Here is a 21,836-nt window from a genome sequence, read left to right on the forward strand (position 1 = left end):
TTAATTGAATTATCTTGCCATGATACATAAAAATTAGTTGTAGATGAAAACCCTCAATATTTTGTTAATAGAAGATGATATGATAGAAGTGATGAAGCTCAATAGAGCCATCAGTTCACTTCAATTACACCATAAAATCACCGAAGCTAATAATGGAGAAGAAGCTTTAAAATTATTAGAGCATAAGGACAGTTTACCAGATATCATTTTGTTAGATTTAAACATGCCAAAAATTAGCGGTCTAGAGTTTTTAAAAATTTTAAAGGCAGATGATCGCCTAAAATATATACCAACCATCATTCTAACCACCTCTAATAATCAAAGAGATTTACTAGAATGTTATAAAATTGGGATTGCCGGTTATGTACTTAAACCTTTAAAATATGAGGATTATGTGTCTAAAATCGAAAAATTATTGTCATATTGGAGTATTAATGAATTAATAACAGTGTAATGAAAGGAATTGTTTTTACTGAGTTTTTAGATCTTGTAGAAGAAAAGTTTGGCTTAGAAATGGTCGATAGAATTATTTCAAGTTCAGAGTTAGAATCAGAAGGTGTTTATACATCTGTTGGGACGTATAGCTTTTCTGAAATGTTGCAATTACTTCAGCATCTTAGTGAAAACACAGGGATTTCAATTGATAATTTATTACTGGTCTATGCCGAACATTTTTTTAGTGTGATTGAAAAAAGTTATCCTGGACTTTTAGCAACCTATAAAGATCCTATAGAAATGATTTCATCTATAGAAAATCACATTCATGTAGAGGTAAGAAAGATTTATCCAGACGCAGAACTGCCAACGTTTGAGGTCATAGAGAAAACCGAAAATTCCTTAATAATGGACTACACTTCAAGTAGAGCTATGCATCATTTTGGACTCGGTTTAATGAATAAAACTTTTGAGCATTTTAATGCTACGGCAACTATAGCATTAGAAAAAATAAAAGAGGATGGCACTCAGGTACGGTTTATTATTCATAAAAATTAATGAGCCAAGACCAAATCGATATACTAAAAAGAGCCCTCGAAAGGGAAAAGAAAGCTCGAAAAGCTGCTGAAAAAATTCTTGAAGAAAAATCAAGAGAACTCTACTTTACATCGCAGAAATTAGAAAATTTATTAGACGAAAAATCATCACAATTAGAAGGTGTTTTTGAGAATATTGTAGATGCCTATGTCGTAATGGACATTCAAGGGGATATTATAAAATTTAATGAAGCGGCAACCCGATTATTTGGTTACGATATCGGTAGAGATAACGTCAATGTTAAAGACCTCGTATTTAAAGACGATCATGAGTACGCTATGGCTAGCTTTATGCAGCTTCATACGCAAGGTTTTTTTAAAGATTACGAAGCCAGAATTTACACCAAATCTAAAGAAGTCAAATGGGTGCATATCAATGCTAGTGTGGTTTATGATAAAGATAAAAAACCAATTGCAGCCCAAGGTATTGTTAGAGATATTACCGCAGAACGCGCTTCTGAAGAAAAACTGATAGAATCTGAAAATAGATTAGCAACATTAGTTTTAAATTTAGATAGTGGTATTATTCTCGAAGATGAAAATCGAAATATTGTACTTACCAATAAAAAGTTTTGTGAGCTTTTTAATATTGATGCAGAACCAAGCGATTTATTTGGAATGGATTGCACAGATGCCTCAGAACAAAACAAATTATTGTTTAAAAATCCGGAAGCATTTATACAGCGGATGGACGAAATAGATAGCGCTAAAAAGGTCGTTATTGGTGACGAGCTCGAAATGGTAGATGGTAAGATTTTAGAACGTAACTATATGCCTATCACCATTGGTAAGAAATCGAAAGGATTTTTATGGACATTTACAGATGTGACTCTAAAACGTACTTATCGTAAAAGTTTAGAGGTTCAAAAACAAAAATATTACAGCATTATAGCCAATATGCATTTAGGTTTGGTTGAGGTCAATAACCATGATGAAATCTTAATGATTAATCATAGTTTTTCTGAAATGTCTGGCTATAGTGAAGAGGAATTGCTAGGTAAAAAAGCAGGAGAGATTTTTCCAATAGAAGGAGGTTCAGAAATCATTGCTATTGAAAATGAAAAACGGAAAAACGGAGAATCTAATTCTTACGAAATAAAAATTGAAACCAAACAAGGTGAGGTGAGGTATTGGCTTATTAGTGGAGCACCTAATTACGATATCAATGGACATGTTGTCGGATCAATTGGTGTTCATCTTGATATTACTAACTTAAAAGCTTTAGAACTTCAGAAAGAAAAATTACTGTTGAAGCTCGAAAAAAGTAATGATGAACTGCAGGAATATGCCCATATTGTATCTCACGATTTAAAATCACCATTACGAAGTATAGATGCTTTAGTGAGCTGGTTAAAAGAAGACAATAAAGGGAAATTAGATGCGACGAGTCTAAAGAATTTTGAACTCATTGAAGCGACTCTAGAAAAGATGGAGCAACTCATTTCAGATGTACTCGATTATTCAAGCGTAGGAACAGATACCACTGTAAAAGCAGATGTTGATCTTAATAAAATGCTTCAAGACCTAACCACGATTTTATACATTCCAGATCATATAAAAATTACAGCATTACAGCAATTGCCAATTATAAAAGGAGATGCGACCAAGTTGCAGCAGTTGTTTCAGAATTTAATCAGTAATGCAGTTAAATTTATTGATAAAGAAAAAGGGAGTATCACTATCGATTTTGAAGATTTAAAAAGTCATTATAAATTTTCAATTCAAGACAATGGTATCGGTATAGAAAAACAATTTCACGATAAAATATTTAAGATTTTTCACGCTTTAAACAAAAGCAAAGACTCTACAGGTATTGGTTTGTCTATTGTTAAAAAAATTGTCGATTTACACGAAGGACAAATCTGGTTAGAAAGTCAACCTAATATAGGAACGACCTTCTATTTTACACTTAAAAAATAACTATGAAAACAGTACAATTAGTAAAACAAAACAACAAAGATTGGACTTATGTTGGTAAACAACAGCAATTAAATCAACCTTTGGTGTTAGTTTTTGGTAATCGTTATATGCTAGAATCACCTTCAATTTACGAAGAGATAAAAGCGCTATTTCCAGATGGTCATATTGTGTTTGGTTCGGCTTGTGCAGAGATTTCTTCGAGTACGGTAAATGAAGATAGCATTACGATTACGGCTATGGAATTTCAGAAAAGTCAATTTGCAATTAGAACGAGTAATGTCTTAGATGCCGATTTAGATAGTTTTAAAACAGGAAAAGAATTGATTCAACAATTTCCTGCCGAAGGTTTAAAATGCGTGTTCGTTGTCTCAGAAGGTAGTTTTATTAATGGGAGTCAACTTACCAAAGGTATGAGTTCGTCTAATGACGATAATTTATTAATCACAGGAGGACTTTGCGGTGATGATACCCGTTTTGAAAAAACATTAGCATCCTACAACGAAAATCCAAAAGAAGGTGAAATTGTTGCTATTGGTTTTTATGGAGAGAGCTTAGAAGTCACATTTTCCATTCACGGCGGATGGACGCCTTTTGGACCAGAGCGTACAGTAACCAAATCGGAAGGCAATATACTTTTTGAATTGGATGGTCAACCAGCTTTAGATTTATACAAAACCTATTTGGGTGATAAGGCTAAAGATTTACCTGGTGCGGCATTGTTATATCCATTGAACGTAAAATCAGATGATGAAGAACAATCTATTGTCCGTTCCATTCTTAATATTAATGAAGATGACAATAGCGTTATTTTGGCCGGAGATATTAAAGAAAATTCAAAGGTGCAGCTTATGATGACTAACGTCGATAATATCGCCAATGCTTCAGAACGTGCAGCCAGACAAGCTTTAGAATACAGAAAAAACAAACCAGAAATAGCCTTTTTAGTCAGTTGTATTGGTCGTAAATTAGTTTTAGATCAACGTGTAGAAGAGGAGATTGAAGAAGTTATCGAGGTTTTAGGTCAAGGCACTACGGTTAGTGGATTTTACTCTTACGGAGAAATAGCACCTTTCCATGGTGAAATGGCTTGCCAGTTACACAACCAAACCATGACCATAACTTTAATAAGTGAATAATGAATTCATTACTTAAACGCCAAATACGAAAATATTTAAGTGAAGAATTAGAACACAGTGAAGACTTAACAAAATTTCTTGAAGCTGTTAATCGGTCCTACGACAATTTTGACGAACAGTCATCAATGATTCAACGCGCTATGTCTATTAGCTCTGATGAATTGTACAATGCCAATAGAAAACTACAAAAAGAAGCTAAAGCGCAAACCGAATTAATTGATAAACTAAAAGACGTCATTAATACGCTCAAATTTTATAATTTAAAAGAAGAAGAAAAGGCAGATGCTGTAGAATTAACAGGATCTGATTTGGTGGCGTTTATTGATAATCAAACCAAGGAGATTATTGAAATGAACAAACAAAAAGAAGCGCTTCTAAATGAATTGGCACATCAAAACCAAGAGCTGAGCGACTATGCACATATGGTGTCTCACGATTTAAAATCACCGCTACGAAGTATTGATACACTGACTGCGTGGTTAAAAGAAGACTATAAAGAAGCCTTTGATGCAAATGGACAAAACACATTAAACCTCATTAGAAATAATGTGGAAAAAATGGATACTTTAATTAACGGTATTTTAGAATATTCTACAATTGGTAAAAATCAAGTTGAGGTGTACGATGTGGATCTTAATAATCTTATAGATAATATTTTAACCATTATAGAAGTGCCTAAACATATTAAGATTTCAAAAGCTGATTTACCAATTATTCAAGGAGATAAATATCGCTTACAGCAACTATTTCAAAATTTAATAGGCAATGCCATTGCTTATAATAACAAAGCTAAGGGAACGGTTGATATTGGAGTAGAAGATCAAGGTGCGTTTTGGCAATTTCATATAAAAGATAACGGAAAAGGTATTGAAGCCAAGTACTTCGAAAAAATCTTTAAAACCTTTGAAAAGCTTGAAAATAACGTAGAATCTTCAGGAATCGGATTATCTATCGTTAAAAAGATTGTAGATTTATATGGTGGTAAAATTTGGTTAACTTCTAAAATTAATGAAGGCACTACCTTTTATTTCACTTTAAAAAAACAACGTCATGGAGAAGCCTAATATGTCTTACATTCAGAGTATGTCTGGTGGAGACAACGCTTTTGAACAAAAGTTAATTGCAATTATAAAGGCTGAGTTTCCCGAAGAAAAGAAGGTGTATTTTAATAACCTTGAAGCTCAAAACTATAAACTTACAGCAGAGAACGTTCATAAACTTAAGCATAAAATTAGTATTTTAGGCCTTGAGAAAAGTTATGAGACTGCAGTGGCATTCGAAAATAATTTGCTAGAAGGCAGTACAACACTTCAAGACGAATTTGAATCTATTTTAAGGATCATGACTAATTATTTACAACAGTTATAATTAGGAAGGCATGAATTGTATTATTATCGATGATGAAGCTACAGCAAGAGCAATCATAGGGCAACTGTGCTCTAACGTAGATAGCTTAACCGTTTTAGAAGAATTTCCAAATGCAATGCAGGCTATAAAATATTTAAATCAGAATGAAATTGATTTAATATTTTTAGACATCCACATGCCCGATTTTACAGGTTTCGACTTTATTGAAACATTAAAAAATCCACCGAAAATAATTTTAACCACTTCCGATCCTAATTTTGCAATTCAGGCTTTTGAATACGATTGTATTGTCGATTATTTAGTAAAACCAATTACACCAGAACGTTTTAAAAAAGCCATACAGAAAGCCGAAGCAACACCAAGTAAATCTTCAAAATCATCAGCATCTGCTTCAGAGAAAGTAGAAAGTACTTCAGGTAACGATTTGTATGTTAATATCGATAGACGTTTAATAAAAATAGATATCCCAAGCATTTATTTGGTAGAAGCAAAAGGCGATTACATTCATGTGAAAACCGAAGATAAAAACTACACAGTTCATTCTACATTAAAGAAAATAGCAGATAAGCTACCAGACGATTTATTCTTAAAAGTGCATCGCTCTTATATTATTAATGTCGATAAAATTATTGATATTGAAGATAATAGTGTGCTTATCAAAAAAGACGTGATTCCTGTGAGTCGTTCTAACCGACCAGAACTAATGAAACGTCTTAATTTACTATAACCCTTACAAGTCCATTTTAGAGCTACTTCGTCAAAGGATTTTCTGCTTTGATTAGACGATTTATTTATAAAAATAAACGGTACTACATTTAATGAGGTAAACGATATGTTTTGCTTTTTTTATAATTTGGAGCATTTACAAACTACTATTCATCGTTATAAAACCGCAAGCGACCTTAGCGAATGGTGACGTCATCGAAAAAAATATTAATAGAAATCATAAGCTATATTTTTGTTCTTTCATCATGTGTTGAATGATTGATGATTAGTGATTAAGTTTGAGGCAAGAGAGAAATCTTTTGCCTCTTTTGTTTTTAGCAGTCGTCATTAAAAATGGCCTTAAAACCACTCGTCGACAGTAAAATGTAAACTAACGTTGTATAGCTTGCTTCAATCGAAAAACTAAAAATAAGGCTAAGTTATCAAGTAGTTTTGCTTCAGAATCTAAATAAGAAACTGAAGATGAATACACTTTACACTTTAAAAAATCAATTACTACTTATCGTTTTAGCATTATGTAGTTTTAGCAGTACAGCACAAGATGTACCGTTTAATTGCGATTTCAATGCTTATCTATTTCAGTATAACGATGTTTATGCTATTGATTTAGCATCTGGTAATTCGTATCAGGTTGCTACAGATGTAACGCCAGGAAGTATCAATGCTACGGCTTACAACCCTGCAGATGGTTTTATTTGGGGATCATTAAATACACCGGCCAAATCAATTGTAAGAATCGGAAAAGATTTTAATACTACAACTTATTATATAGATGAATTGCCAACAAGCAACCGTTATGTTGGTGATGTAAGTTCAGAAGGTATTTATTATTTAAAAGCTGGTGGAACCACCTATTATAAAATAGATCTAAATCCAGACTCAGAAAATTATACCCAATATCAAGCTACAGGGAATTTATCTCAAAACATTAGTATTCACGATTGGGCGTTCAATGCCGTAGATGGGCAATTGTACGCGGTAGAAAAAAACACCAATATTTTATACCGTATTAATCCTGAAAATGGTGACGTTTTAGTTTTGGGTGTGGTGCCTATTCTTTCGGGTTTAAGCTATACTTACGGAGCGGTTTATTTTGATAATGAAGGACGTTTTTATATTTCAGCTAATCAAACTGGAACTATTTATGTAGTTCAAGCTGTTCAAGATTTAGATGGGATTAATCTTATAGACGCTAACTTATTTGCCTTCGGACCGTCTAGTGCTAGTAATGATGGGGCGCGTTGCCCAACAGCACCAGTATTACAAGAAATTTGTGATAATGGTATTGATGATGATGGAGATGGTCTTATAGATTGTGAAGATCCATCCTGTTCTGGTTTTGGAATGTGTGATGTGATAGTTGCACCAACATCGAGCTCTAATGCAGGTGGTTTAGAAAGTAATAGTAGATTATCTGAGCAAATTAATGCACGTAACTTTAAAAGAGCTAAAACCGGTTATAAGTTTAATGCCGCAGCAGCACCTAGAGTAGAGCGCGGATTGATGTATGCAAGAGGAATGAACTCTAGTTTTACATTACAAGATTTTGTACCACTGACAAGTATTAACGAAGATGAAGCTATTGAAGCATCGCCTTCAGACTTAATTGGGATTACTAATGCTACTGAAATCTACGCGGTAGATTACTTAAAAAATAATAGTGCTGTCGCTTCTGTATTAGCCTTAAAAACTGAAAACGGGGTTTATGAACATACCAAATACATTTGCGACCGTTTGTTAGGAGCCGAGTTGATCTCGGTATCTACCATAGATATCAACGAACAGCAATTTATAAAATCCATTATTAAAAACGCAGATGGTACCTATGAATTTGTATTAAGCTTATCTGCTAAAGTTGTAAACAACGATGCTAATTTTGCGATAGAGAGCCACTGGAATCTCGATCAGTATGAGGAGAATGTTACCTTTTATAATTTTCAAATTTGGTCTAATACTATAGATGATTTATATGTGTTAGGACAAGAAGTATTGAATTTGCTAGAGGTTCAAAAACCGATTGAAAGTTATAACAACTCAACACCACCAACAGTATTTGTTAGAAAAGGAAGCTACACTAACGGAGGTTTAGATTTACAAATTATTAATACCAATGCTACGGAAAGCGTCACTTTAGATGCGGGTTATAGAGGTACTGAAACGGAAGATTTTGATAATCTTAATGCTATCATCGATTTAAACGGTAGTTATATTACGAATATTAGAGTGGATACAGGAAGTCTTTTTGATATCGGATTTAGAATTGGAGATGGTATGGCTACACCAGATGATTTGTTTATGTCTGATGGCCCTTGGGGAATTGATGATTCGCAGGATGGTACTAATGTTAGCTTATACAATGTTACGCGCAATGACTTTGATTTTGAAACCGCAGATTACCCAATAGAACGTAATGTGCAATTAACAGCTACGACCAATAGCTACGTTGGTGCTTACAGAGCATTAACACCACGATTTAAAGCTGTAGATCTTACCGATTATAACAGTTTCAAATTTAGTGCGCAAGGCACCGGAAACCTAGAAATCACTTTTGTAAAACAAAGTATTACCAACTGGGAATCACAGTATAAAACCACAGTGGTTCTAACGAATACAACTCAAGATTTTACAATTAATATAAACGATTTACAAAACAATACTACGAATGCAGCCAGCTTAAACGATGTGGTAACCTTAGTCTTTACGATGGTTGCCGATAATGGAGTAACAACAACCAAAACAATGGAGTTAAGTAACCTACGCTTTTCTCAAACAAGTGCTCTGTCTATAGACGAGTATAACACAGATTTAAATAGAATAATTGCAAGCCCAAATCCAATGACAACACATACCACAATAAACTTTACAGCCAATTACAGCGAAGATGTACAGTTTGTTATTTACGATCAAACCGGCAAAATAGTATATACCGCACCTTATACGGTAAAGCCAGGAAAAAACACTATAGAAGTTAATAGAGGTAATTTAAGCTCAGGCTTATACTTCTGTAAAATTCTGAGTAGTCAGTTTAACTACGATACATTTAAATTAATTATTAAATAACCCTTGATTTATAACCCTTGCATTAGGCAAAAGCGAAAGCTTTTGCCTTTTGTTTTTTTTATATATTTAGCTTATGAAAGAAGCTCCTGATGAATTAAAAGAATTCTATAACTCAATTGAGAATCTCAATTCATTGAACACTTGGAATATTCATAGAGAAGTTAAACAAACAACAAGAGTTGATGGAGACTGGGAGGATAAGTTAATCATCGAAAGAAAATCATTAAACTATAATTTAAATAAAGGTGAACTAAAAACTAATGCTCAAGTCACGGATACGAAAGGTCAAATTGTAAGGTTTGGATTAGAAAAGAAAGACCTAGAATATTTAAAAAACAGATTAGATGAAACTCAAAATACTTGGCTAAAATCTAGATATTCACATCTATTGTGGCAAGAAACAAAACACAATAAATATGCAGAAATAGCAATTGAAAATTATATTCAAACTATAAACAGAATAAAATCAGAGGAAGCTAATGAATTACCAATTATTCTTTCTGCAATTCTGTACATATCAAAAAGGTCAAAGAAGAAAATAGAACAAGCTAAAGAAACTGCGATTATATTAATTAATGACTTACCAAATCGGTTTAAACCGAATATTCTAAATTCAATTTTAGATAATAATATACTTTCAAGTGAAGAATTAAATGACCTAGCACAAGAATTACCGTATTGGATAGAAGGTGACAAACCTGTTTCATATTTTTCTAATAAAAGAACACTAGATTCCGGAATTAGACTTTATAATTCTCTTGAACTTCCATTGAATAAATTATATGAGTTATTAGCTAAAAATGAAGATATCATTATCGAGCAACATCCTGAAGATACTGACTGTGTAAAATACACAACAATTGGAACTAAAGCTAAATATTTAAGACTAGCAGGGAAATTAGATGAAGCTGAAGAAGTTTTAAAAGAATATAATAAATTAAAACAAACTGTAAAACTTGGAAAAGTAAGTTGGCAACTTGGTGAAAAAGAAACAGATATGTTTAACGAATATCTTAATATGAAATCTAAAATCATACTAGATATGCCAACAGAGGATATTCTTGCTTTCTTTTCAATTAATGAAGACATACTTGTTGATCCAATTGAGAATGAAGAAAACGCAAAAAAATCAATAAAAAAATCAATTAGTCATCTCTTTAGTACAAGTGTTTTTGATATAAACAGCAACTTTAAGGACTTAAAAGATTCAGAGAAAATTGACAAAGAAATAATTCAAAGCTATACCATTTCTCACGGAGTTAAATGTTCTAGTCTTTTTTTAAAAGTATTTGTTGATGGTATCTTAACAGGTAAATTAAATTATTACAAAATATTTGAGTTCTTGGAAACTCATACTTGGTATGGTCTTAAATTTAAGAGAGGAATGACTGACAATGAAATTGATCAAAACTCATCTTGGTTGACAATGCTTGCACCCGGAATTCATAATTTATTCGCCCAATTTGAACTATCAGTATTGATGAGTACTAATAAAATCAATAATTTTATTTTGGCTATGGATTCTTTGACAGTGAAATTTGAAGGAGCTTTAAGAGATTTTATTCGTTTATCAGGTGGAAATACGTCTACATCAAAAAGAGGAGAAATCAAGGAGCAACTTCTAGAGGAATTACTTGACAACCCAACAACAAAAAAGTATTTCACAATAAAAGATATTGAGCTTTTTAAGTACACATTCACATCAAAAGGTAAAAATTTACGGAATAGTATAGCACATTCATTTTTACAATACTCTGATTATAACTTACAAGCTGTTATTTTAGTTTTTTTCTGTATCCTTAGACTTGGCAAATATACATTTGACGAAAATCCTACTTCCTAAAACCCGCCTTATTCAAAAACTGCCATTTAAAACGTAAGCCAACTTCGGTGAATGTAAAACCAGCAGCCGTTGCAGAAGCAATATTACTATGGGTTCCGTACACATTTAATAAACTACGCTCAGAGAATTTATAGCCAAAAGCTCCTTGAAAACGGTACGTGGTTTGTTTGGCATCGTCTTCAATAAACTGGTAACCATAAGCCGCCGTTACATTGTAAAACCATGTGTTTGGTTTGGCGCTGTCTTCATTCTTAATCACATTCATAAAAACTTCATACACGTTAAATTTTTCTGGACTAAAATAAATCGTTGGTACTTGGTCCTTAAATGTAATATGTTGGTAATTTACACCGACTTTTAAAGCTGGTTTTGGCAGAAGATTATAATATAATGAGGTAAATAATAGGTTTCTTTTATTGCCATCATTTTGTGACGTATGCATCAACTGTGTAAACCATCCTAAGTTAAAATTAGTACTTAAATTATAGTTAGCGTAATAATTGTTTTGTACCAATTCGCGGTCTAATAATTCGGCATTAAAACTTTCTATTTGGCGTTTGTATCCAATATCTAAAGTTTGAAGTTTAAAGGATTTAATATGAAAAGAAAGATCGGCTAAAAGTTGTGTGTAATCTGTGCTTTCGACTTTTGCAGATGTCATACCAGCTGTGCCTTTAAACGTAATGTTAGGTAAGAGTTGGTAACCCAATCCTAAGGATAAATTGCTAGAGGTGGCACTAATATCGGTAACCGTGTTGTTGGTCGTTCTGTAATTGTAATTTCCTAAAAGTTTAAATTTAGTTGATAAAGGGTATTCTACCGTATTAGAAAATGCAAAGGCTTTGTTGTCTCCATTATCAAACGTGTGCGAGGCGTTGGATTCTAAAACTGGTGCAAAGTTAATATCTAATTTATTAATAAAGTTAACCGCATCTTTTTGGTTGTCGTAAAACTTTAAAGTGTTTTCGGCTGAGGTGTAAGCATCGTCATAATGACCTAAGGCTTTTAGCACGTTGGCTTTTCCAAGGTTACCATCAAAAGATGTACTGTCGTTTGCTAGTATGCTATTGTAATCACTTAAACTTTCTTTAAAATTACTCTTGTAAATGTTTAAGGTGGCGCGTAAGGCTAAAACCCAATTTTCGTTTGGGTGCTCCGTAATTAAAGTATCAATTAAGTTGGTTGCCGCTTTATATTTCTTGTTCCAGATTAAAGCTTGTGCGTAACGTTCGGTGGTTTGCTTAGTGATCGCTTTGTCTGTGTCTTTGTTTAGGCTATTAAACGCTTCAGTACTGATGCTTAACGCTTGCTTCTCTTTACTGTTTAAGTGTTCTACCAAAGCCAAACCGTTTAATGCCAAAATTTTGTGTTCAGGTTGTTCAGCTAAACGATTATACATGGTTTTTGCACTCTCAAGTTGGTTCCATATTAAATACAAATTTGCAAGATTTAATAAGGTGTCTTTATCGTCTCCGTATAATTCAAGATTTTTGGTTAAAAGTAGTTCAGCTTTATCATAATTCTGTGCTTGTTGATTTTGGTAAGCATACCCTAAATAGATGTATTTTTTAGAGACTAAAGCATTTGGATTTCCTGGTGAAACTTCTAAAGCGTTATTCACCATGGTTAAAGCCGCCTCATATTCTTTTAAGTTAGAAAGGGTGTTAGCAAAACCTAATAGTGCAGCAAAACTTGTTGGATCTTCATTTACTAAACCTTGGTAATACACTTTAGCGTCGGTAAAGTTGCTGTTCCATAATAAAGACTCACCGTAATTTAGTTTTACTTCAAAATCATTTGGGTAATCCGCAAGTAAGTCAGTGAATAAGGTATAGGCTGCTTCGGGTTGTCCATTCAGTCCAATAGCACGACCATAACACAAACGTGCCGTCTTATTATTAGGAAAGTCCTTTAATATGATATTAAAAAATGTTTCGGCCTGCTTATATTTTCCGGTTTCTAAATAGGTAAAACCCTCTTGCATGTTTTGTGCCGACACACTACATACGATAAAAAACAAGGCTACATTAATAAGTGATTTCAAAGTCATAATTTCTCTTTGTTTAACTAAGTGCAAGTTACGGAGCATATGTCTCCCATTCACCTACAGCAACATGCCATCCATCGAAATATAAAGAGCGTACATGGAAATACCTTGGATATTTGCGTCAGATTTAAACGAATACCTAAAGAAAATATGCAATTATTAAGCGTCATAAAATCGAGAAAATTAACACCAGAACAGCTATTTATGGTCAGTGTTTTGGCCGTTAATGGTGGTAACTATCTATACAATCTTATATTGGGGCGTGTACTTGGGCCAACACAGTTTGCCGATGCTGCTGTGCTCATAACATTTTTATTGGTGCTCTCTTTTATGGCCATGACGTTTCAATTGGTAACGGCAAAATTCTCGGTGTTGTTTGAGAACGCTGTGTTTACAAATTTTATAGCCAAAGTATACAAACAAGCTTTTGCTGTGGGTGTAATTCTAGGCCTATTGATTATCGCATTTTCCTCGCAATTAAAAGCGTTGTTTAATACCTCATCGTCTACCATGTTTATCATTTTTGGTTGTGGTGTACCACTTTACTTTTTAATGAGCGTGAATAGAGGGGCCTTTCAGGGAAAAAAAGCATATAAATCTTTATCAATAACCTATCAAGGGGAAATGTTAAGCCGATTGATCATCACTTTGGGTTTAATATTTCTATTTAGTATACAATCATCAGCAGTGATTGCTATAGGTATTGTAATTTCTTTTGTTTTTGGAATGTTTCCTTTTAAAATGAAAGACATCACGCTAAAGAAAACAAAACCACTAGCGCAAGATTATAGCAAACAAATTAAAAATTTCTTTTTGCTAACAGCGTTTTACGAGCTGACTCAAATCATTATTAACAACAGTGATATACTATTAGTAAAGCATTATTTTGAATCTTACGAAGCAGGTTTATATGCATCCTTAGCCTTAATTGGTCGTATTGTATATTTTATAGCTTGGATGTTTGTGATGTTATTATTGCCAGCTGTCGTTGAGTTGAAAAAAGAAGGCAAAGAAACGGCTTCCGTATTGTTTAAGTATGTTGGTTATATTGCTGTGATCTCTATCGTTATTGTATTAACCTGTTTAAGTTTTCCAGAATTAATAATTAAAATACTTTTTGGAGAGCAATATATTGCCATGGCACCGCTTTTATGGAAATATGCTATTGCCACTTCTATGTTTGCTATCTCTAACATCTTTGCGTATTACTATTTGTCTTTAGATAAATATGTGCCAGTTATTATTTCTGGTGTCTTCGGTATGCTACAAATGCTATTAGTCATCTTTTTTCACGAGAGTTTAGAACAGGTGGTAGATATGCAAATTGTGACTATGACTTTGTTGCTAATCATACAGTTAGTGTTTTTTAAGCTCGAAATAACGACGCAGAAAAAAGCTTTATCTAAGGATTAATTCCATTCGTCTACACTAAAAGTCGCCCTATCGAAACTCTCAAAAATCTGCCGAATAAAATCCCAAATTTGCATTGTAATTAATTAAAACATTTAAAAATACCATTATTATGAAACTAGCAATTGTAACCGCATATCCACCAAGTAAAGTCACTTTAAACGAGTATGCTTATCATTTAGTAAAGCAGTTTAGACAAAAGGAAGCTGTTACAGAATTAATCTTATTAACCGACAGAACTGAAGGAGCAAAGGATATAGAATTTACGGAAGAAGGTTGTAAGATTACTATAAAAGAATGCTGGTCGTTTAATAGCTACAAAAATTTGTTTTCAGTAACAAAAGCCATCAATACCACAAAGCCAGACGCTGTATTATTCAATCTACAGTTTATGAAATTTGGTGACAAAAAGATAGCAGCAGCCTTAGGGTTAATGTTACCATTAGTATGCAAGTTGAAAAAGATTCCTAACATCGTGTTACTACATAATATTCTAGAAGAAGTCGATTTAGGAAGTGCAGGATTTACCTCAAATAAAATCATGCAGAAGATCTACGGATTTATTGGAACCACTTTAACCAAGCTTATTTTAAAAGCTGATATCGTTGCAGTAACCATGCAAAAGTATGTGAATATTTTAGAGATAAAATATTTGTCACCTAATGTAAAATTAATTCCACATGGCACCTTTGAAATACCAGAAGAACCAAATTATAGGTTACCAAAAGGACCATTACAAATTATGACCTTCGGAAAATTTGGAACCTACAAAAAAGTAGAAGGTATGATTGAAGCTGTTGAAATGGTGAGAGCTAAAACAGGTTTAGATTTAGAAGTGGTTATTGCCGGAACAGATAACCCAAATGTACCAGGATATTTAGCTAAAGTAGAAGAAGATTATAAACATGTGCCTCAAGTCCGTTTTACGGGTTATGTTGAAGAGCACGAAGTCCCAACCTTATTTAACGAAAGTGCTGTGGTTGTTTTCCCCTATACGTCTACAACTGGAAGCTCAGGCGTATTGCACCAAGCCGGAAGTTACGGAAAAGCCGTAGTAATGCCAGATTTAGGCGACTTAGCCTTATTAGTCAAAGACGAAGGTTATAGAGGAGAGTTTTTTGAACCTACAAGTGTTGAAAGTTTGGCCTCTGCTATAGAAGCGATAGTAACAGATGAAGCATATAGAGTTAAGCTTTCTAAAATTAATTACGATGCTGCAACAGCGCATCCAATGTCTCAAATTGCAGATATGTATTTAGAGCATTTTCAAGATATCATAGATGAAAAATGCATAACATTCCCTAATGTTAATGCTGCTGCGCAGAAGGCTTCTTATTAGTAATAAATAAAAAAGAAGGTTTTCTAATTCCATTTTTATCTATAAATCCAAAGTGCTTTTGAGCATTTTGGCGCCAAGGAAGTCTCCCTACGACTTCTTTTGGTATTTTACCAAAGTCGTAAAGTGTCCACGACATAAATTGAATATCATGTTCAGAAAACATAGATTGTATCGTTTTATGATATTCGGCTTGGCCTTCTTCCGAATTACCAAAAGGATTCCATAAACCATGATAAGACGACATTCCATATTCAGTAATGACGATTGGTTTATCGGTAATCTTAGTTTTTAAAGTTTCAAAAGTGGCATCAAGCGCCTCTAAATCTTCGTAATAGTGAAAAGACACCAAATCTAGCTTGTCTTTTAGAAGGGTTGCGCTTTCAGCATTAGACCATCCTATCGTAACGGCATGATTAGGATCTTGCGCTTTTACAAAATCAATCATATGCGCTAGCCAAGCGGTAACTAAAGATGTACCACGTGATTCAAAATCTAAATTCGGTTCATTTTTAATGTCCCAAACTGCCAATGCCTTATGGTCTTTTAAAGCTTGTATAATGGTTTTGGCATGACGTTGCGTAAGTGTCCAATCGAGGACAGAATAATCACCATAGAAATCAAAAAGCGTTACCATCACCTTTAAATTAGCAGTTTCTGCAAGATCTAAAAGTGTGATTAGTTGGGTTAATTTGTTTTGGTCAATATCCGATTTTCCAAAATCTTCATAAGGCACAAATACACGAATACTATTAAGTCCGGTTGATTGTATCAACTCAAAATCTGACCCTATAATATCAGCATCAAAATTATCGCCAAACATAGCCCAAGGTGTGGCTTGTGGATAGTAATTAATACCGTTTATTGTAGTTGTATTAATAGGTTGAGACAGCTGTGAAGCTGTACATGGTTCCGATTTTATTTTTACCATATGGCGTACACGCCAAAAGCCATCTTCTAATAACAGCGTGACTTTGTAACTTGATTTTTCGGTAATTTCCGTGATCAGTTCGTTGTCTTTAAAGATTTGTTTATATTCTATAACGTCATTGTCCGTGAGAACCACAAGTTGGCCGTCTTCACTAAAAAACTCTAAAGTAGGATGATGCTCTAAAGTCGTACCAACAACAGTAGTGTTGTTCTCACTATTAATCGCGATAATGTTAAACAGGTTTTGTCGTGCACTTTCGGTGTAATAATCATCAATACCAATAGTCGTATTGGTTTTGTAAGCTACATGTTTTACAAACCAACCGTCTAAGTAATCATTTTCAATAGCAGTTAATGTTTGTGTATCTACTGGTCGTCCTTCATTGGTTAGAGGTTGCCATGTGATTTCAGGAAGATATTGATCGATTTGTTTAACTTCAGTATGAAGCATTTTACTACGATCGGCACCAGTGTTGAGGTAACTGTAAACCGCGCCAAAAGCGTAAATCACCAATGCTATTATTAAAACATAGGAAAACAAAAGTGCGCCTCTTAATATGTTTTTGTTAATCTTACTCATAGATTAATTGTTTTGTAAGATTTAACAATGCCAGCAGTTTTAAGCTCAACGTCATACACACCTTTTGGGTAACGATCCTTGTCTAAATAAAATTCAGCCATACCATTAAAGGTGTCTTTTGTGGGTTGGTGTACTAACATACCATCTTTGTATATCGACAACTTTATCGTTAAACCATCTGGCACACGTTGATTCATAAAACTTTGTATAGGGCCAAGCGTTAGCGTTCTGTTATCTTCAGAAAAGGCGACTTCAAAATCTGAAATGGCTTGTTTGTAATTTAAAACGATCGTATCACTATTTGCCATACCTTCAACATAAGCTTTTATACTCCATTGGTCTTCAAAATCTGGATGTAACATTTTTGCACTCGCTATACCATTGATGGTGGTGCCAGATGTTTTTGATTTATAACCTGCTGTATTGGTAATAAAAAAGGTGACAAATGTCCCATCGCTTATAATATTATCATAGCGATCTTTAATTACCGACGTTTTAAAAGTCGTTATCTGGTTGCCATCTGCATAATCATGAATGCGTTCCGAAGCGATTTTAAAATTCGTTGGAATAGCAGGCATTACATTAACATCAAATTCTTTAGAGTTGAGGTCTAGACATGCTGAACTGATAAGCATTCGTCCTTTTTTAGTTTCAGAATAAATGTTTTTATAAGCAAAACCATTTTTTGTTATGACGTCTGAAGCATACGTATTGGTTAGAAATTGATGCTTTATTGTAACGCTGGTATTATCTGCTAATGGATTGTCTAAATCATCTGTTGGAATAACGACGAGCATGGTGTAATCCGTGCCTCCAGCTTCAACACTTGGTGGCCCTAAATAACTTTCTATTGCTTCGATTTTCGATTTTGGATGAATGGTTATGTGTCCGGAAATTGGATGCGATGTTGTTTGTAATTGCCAGTTGAACACACCCGATTTATTAGATATAACTCTAGGTAACACAAACGTGAGTTCTTGGTCATTAACCTCAGGTTCTAATAAAATAGAGCCATAACTGTTAGAACCATAGAGTAAGATTTCTGGGTCGCCTGTAAACGCAAATCTTAAGGTAATAGATTCGCCAGCAATAAATTCACGCTTTGTTGTAAGAAGTGTATATGTCGCATCGTTTTCTATGGTATTAACAACTATTGTTGAAGTTAGCAACAGTAAAGAAATGAATGATATGTAGAGATACTTAAATGTCATTAATTAGGGTTTCCGATATAAGTATTGATTTCTAGTTTTATAAATTTATAAATAGGATGATCTATCTTCTGAAATTCGTCATCGTGATGATTCCAGATTCGATTCGGTACAATTTTACTCGCAATAGCCGTATTAGGTAAGCCATTGACAAAACAATTACTCATATCTTCATTAATAACCCGAACGGTTTCATTCGTCAATAAGGGGAAATCAAAAGTCTGCGACCGCTGTTGTCTAATGCCTTCTTTTACAAAAAAGTGATCTACCCAAACTAAATTTTTGTCGGCATCATAATACGACATTAATAATTGCGGAATCGTGACTTCTTCAATACCAGTATTAAATAAGGTTCCTGAAACATGTGTGTCGTTACTTTCAGAAATTGTAATAGTGGTATTTTTAAATAAGTCGGATCCCGAAATATTCCCAGCAACCTGAAGATTAAATTTTGTGGGTTGTTCTTCTAATTCAATGGGTGTAAACTCATCGGGATTAAAGGTCTTCGGAATAGAATCTTGAGTCTTAGACCAGGCGATGCCTTCAAAATTAATTCGAAACGAACTGACTTCTTTTGGCATCAGCTTATGGTTAACGTGATATTTGGCATTGTAAGTGGCTAAAAATTTGTTGTCATCATTATACAAAGTCCCTTTTAAAACCACATCTGCTGGGACATTGTCTATATTCTGAATTTCTCCAATAATGGCATAATGATTTTCAAACTTAACGAGCTTCGCTTTTAAGATTTCTAAAACGGGTTGCTTTAAAATGTCCTCGTGATGTGTTTCTTCTGTCGTGATGCGTCGTCTACCTTGATTAAAATAATTTGTAGAATTACTAGAATACAATTGGTCTGGTGGTAAATCTAAATCGATATCCTCGGGTTGAATGTACCATTTGTTATCGAGTTTGACTAGGGTTTTATAATCGACACGTTTAATTTTTTCGAGCGGTGTAATCCAATCGGTAAAGACTTTTAAACTGGCTAAGCTATCTGTTTTGCTTAGTGTTTCGGTGGTAATAGCATCTAACTTTGCATACGAACTTAATAATCCATCAGTAACCGATATTTCTAACATATACTGCGCAATTGGTATATCACTTTTAGGGTTGATTAAACTGTGAGCGGTTTCAAACTCTTTAAAATCTAAAGCATCGTAATAGGCAAGTATGGCATTTTCGGGAGAATGATGCGATTCATTTTTTATGTAAAATATGTAAGTGCCATAACATACAATTAAGGCAAGAATGAAGGACCAAATATGTGTAATTTTTAAAACACCACTAGAAAATTTTGAGTAATCATTTTGAAACTTAAGATACGCCGGAAGTTTTTTAGCCTTCGTTTTTAGAAGTCTAATCCAAAGCATTTGTATGTTTAGGACAAAAGCGATTAAAACCGTTAGAAATGGTATAATTCCCCAGAGGATTTTTTGCCACGTAGACACATCGTCTTTGGGCAATATGGATGATAAAGGTGGAACGTTTAATTTTTCCCAAACCATAATGCCGTTTTCGAGTTGTCGTAAGCGTTGCCAACCGCAGAAATACAAAATAGGGTCGTAGAATTTATCGTTAGAGAAGATATATTTAAAATTATACTTCTCTGGTGTGGTTAAAAATTGTTGTAACGAGCCAATACCTTCAACTCCTTTAAATTTCGAATTTTCTAAACGTTCAATTGGTCGAGTGGTTAATTCTGGTAATCGTCTTGCCGAGTGGTAATTTCCATCTACAGACATGGCATTGGTTTGTGCCGATAGCCAAGCCATTTGATCGCCAAAGCCTAAAGTCATGTACCTCCATTGATCGTGATTATCTTGATTTAAAAAATTAACAATAGGAAGCATCTCGATGCGCTGCGGTTGTGAGGGTTTAAAGTAGCTTAGACTCATGGTGAAAATCGTCATGAATAAAAAGAGTCCAGCTAAAAGTCCACCTATTAACCGATGGTAAATAGCACCAAATTTATTTTGAATTAAGGTTTTTAAATCTCCTTCAACAAACCGATACGTAAACTCACCAAATAAAGGCAGTGACATAATAGAAGCCCAAAGTGTAAAACGATCTAAGGTTAAGATATTAAAAGCCGTTTCGCCAAGTAATAGTCTTGGAATTGGAGTGGTGCCACCAGTGCCTAAAACAACAAGAATTGTCATCGATAAACCAAAAAACAAATAGCGTTTGGTATAATATCTGTAAAAAATATACGGTAATAATATGAGTAAAATGCCCCAAGGAATTAGAAAGAAGACCAATCCGGAAGAAGTGATTTCTAAAAAATTATCTCTCGAGCCATGCGGAATTGGCACCTGTGTTATAGGGTTGTTTTTAGAGTTAATCCAATACGGCAAAATACAACCCACAATGATAACTAAAGACAGCATCCCGAAACTAATAATACGTTTAAAGAGTTTAAAGAAACTATTTAAAAAGACTTTAAAGGTTATGGCTTTTACAGAATCGACTTGGTCTCTAGAATGATCCATAATCACCATGCCTATTAAAGGAAAGATAAAGAATATCATCCCAAATATAGGGGTTACATGATGTGATGTTACGGTTACGGCAATTAAGGATAAAGAAGTGGCTAAATAACTCCATTTGCCTGTTTTTAACCATAAATAGATTTCAGGCAAAGCATGCATTAATACGGATATGCCAATGATACTAGGTAGTTGACCAAAGACATGAAGTGTTTCAACAAAAGACGAAGAAAACACGGCAAGTAGTGCGGCATAACCAGCAGCTGTTCTATTAGAGGTGATTAATAATGAAAAGCGATAAACACCAGTTATAAATAAGACAATGGCGAGTAAGGCTACGGTAAACATGCCAAACTTTAAACCACCAATTAACGATAACACAGCAATAGATTGATGTACCAAAGGAGGATAGCTCATTACGGTAAAACCGGTGTACCATTTATAATTCCAAGGTTCAAACCAGCTCGTTGCATAATGATCTGCAAAAAACAAATGTATTAAGGCATCATAAGTGGTTTCTAAGGTGAAAAATATAGACGTACCATGAAATGCAATACCTATAAGTAAAGCTGCAATTAAATATTTGTTTGAAGTGTTTTTCATGTAAAACCTTGACAAGGCTATCAATACTGTAAAGATATATAATTTAAATAGGGCTTCGTTTTTTAATTATCTATAGCAATCTGCCATTCGTCTACACTTACCTATGGGTTAAGCTAAATTAAAAAAATAAAGACGTCATCTCAGGTACT

15 protein-coding genes are annotated in these 21,836 nt (G+C 33.8%); 11 read left to right on the forward strand and 4 right to left on the reverse strand.

Annotated features, from left to right (window positions below):
• Nucleotides 1-43: 43 nt before the first annotated feature.
• The 9 genes from KO504_RS11525 (at nt 44) to KO504_RS11565 (ending at nt 11,084) form a co-directional block, all read left to right on the forward strand.
• Nucleotides 44-454: a response regulator gene (locus KO504_RS11525; protein ID WP_215926994.1), complete on the forward strand. Its 411-nt coding sequence runs from the start codon at nt 44-46 to the stop codon at nt 452-454.
• A complete protein-coding gene (locus KO504_RS11530; RefSeq protein ID WP_215926996.1) occupies nt 454-993 on the forward strand; it encodes a heme NO-binding domain-containing protein in 540 nt (179 codons plus the stop codon). Before KO504_RS11525 ends, KO504_RS11530 begins: the two co-directional genes overlap by 1 nt.
• A complete protein-coding gene (locus KO504_RS11535; protein ID WP_215926998.1) occupies nt 993-2,951 on the forward strand; it encodes a PAS domain-containing sensor histidine kinase in 1,959 nt (652 codons plus the stop codon). Before KO504_RS11530 ends, KO504_RS11535 begins: the two co-directional genes overlap by 1 nt.
• 2 nt (nt 2,952-2,953) lie before the next feature.
• Nucleotides 2,954-4,087, forward strand: coding sequence for an FIST signal transduction protein (locus KO504_RS11540; RefSeq protein ID WP_215927000.1), 1,134 nt, complete (start codon nt 2,954-2,956; stop codon nt 4,085-4,087).
• Nucleotides 4,087-5,151, forward strand: a complete 1,065-nt coding sequence (locus KO504_RS11545; RefSeq protein WP_215927002.1) for a sensor histidine kinase — start codon at nt 4,087-4,089, stop codon at nt 5,149-5,151. Before KO504_RS11540 ends, KO504_RS11545 begins: the two co-directional genes overlap by 1 nt.
• On the forward strand, nt 5,138-5,455 hold the full coding sequence (locus tag KO504_RS11550; RefSeq protein WP_215927004.1) for an Hpt domain-containing protein: 318 nt from the start codon (nt 5,138-5,140) through the stop codon (nt 5,453-5,455). Before KO504_RS11545 ends, KO504_RS11550 begins: the two co-directional genes overlap by 14 nt.
• Before the next feature lie 10 nt (nt 5,456-5,465).
• A complete protein-coding gene (locus KO504_RS11555) occupies nt 5,466-6,182 on the forward strand; it encodes a LytR/AlgR family response regulator transcription factor (protein WP_215927006.1) in 717 nt (238 codons plus the stop codon).
• A gap of 461 nt (nt 6,183-6,643) precedes the next feature.
• Complete coding sequence (locus tag KO504_RS11560) at nt 6,644-9,241, forward strand: DUF6923 family protein (protein WP_215927008.1); 2,598 nt, start codon at nt 6,644-6,646, stop codon at nt 9,239-9,241.
• A 73-nt stretch (nt 9,242-9,314) separates the two neighbouring features.
• Nucleotides 9,315-11,084, forward strand: coding sequence for a DUF4209 domain-containing protein (locus KO504_RS11565; RefSeq protein ID WP_215927010.1), 1,770 nt, complete (start codon nt 9,315-9,317; stop codon nt 11,082-11,084).
• On the opposite strand, the gene KO504_RS11570 is transcribed toward KO504_RS11565, so the two are convergent.
• A complete protein-coding gene (locus tag KO504_RS11570) occupies nt 11,074-13,134 on the reverse strand; it encodes a tetratricopeptide repeat protein (protein ID WP_215927012.1) in 2,061 nt (686 codons plus the stop codon). The genes KO504_RS11565 and KO504_RS11570 overlap by 11 nt on opposite strands.
• 147 nt (nt 13,135-13,281) lie before the next feature.
• Here KO504_RS11570 and KO504_RS11575 point away from each other — a divergent pair, with 147 nt between their 5' ends.
• Entirely contained in the window at nt 13,282-14,544 is a 1,263-nt protein-coding gene (locus KO504_RS11575; RefSeq protein ID WP_215927014.1) for an oligosaccharide flippase family protein, read from the forward strand.
• Nucleotides 14,545-14,653: 109 nt separating this feature from the next.
• Nucleotides 14,654-15,880 carry a glycosyltransferase gene (locus KO504_RS11580; RefSeq protein ID WP_215927016.1) on the forward strand — a complete coding sequence of 409 codons (1,227 nt, stop codon included), beginning with the start codon at nt 14,654-14,656 and terminating at the stop codon, nt 15,878-15,880.
• Here KO504_RS11580 and KO504_RS11585 read toward each other — a convergent pair.
• Genes KO504_RS11585 through KO504_RS11595 form a run of 3 tightly spaced genes read right to left on the reverse strand, consistent with a single transcriptional unit; the run spans nt 15,849 to nt 21,687 of the window.
• Complete coding sequence (locus KO504_RS11585) at nt 15,849-17,387, reverse strand: glycoside hydrolase family 2 TIM barrel-domain containing protein (protein WP_215927018.1); 1,539 nt, start codon at nt 17,385-17,387, stop codon at nt 15,849-15,851. The genes KO504_RS11580 and KO504_RS11585 overlap by 32 nt on opposite strands.
• Nucleotides 17,384-18,598 (reverse strand): hypothetical protein, encoded by a 1,215-nt coding sequence (locus KO504_RS11590; protein WP_215927020.1) that lies wholly within the window; start codon nt 18,596-18,598, stop codon nt 17,384-17,386. The genes KO504_RS11585 and KO504_RS11590 overlap by 4 nt, the downstream gene beginning before the upstream one ends.
• Nucleotides 18,598-21,687, reverse strand: a complete 3,090-nt coding sequence (locus KO504_RS11595; protein ID WP_215927022.1) for a hypothetical protein — start codon at nt 21,685-21,687, stop codon at nt 18,598-18,600. Before KO504_RS11595 ends, KO504_RS11590 begins: the two co-directional genes overlap by 1 nt.
• Nucleotides 21,688-21,836: the final 149 nt, after the last annotated feature.

It is taken from the genome of Winogradskyella psychrotolerans (genome assembly GCF_018860565.1).
Classification (GTDB): domain Bacteria; phylum Bacteroidota; class Bacteroidia; order Flavobacteriales; family Flavobacteriaceae; genus Winogradskyella; species Winogradskyella damuponensis.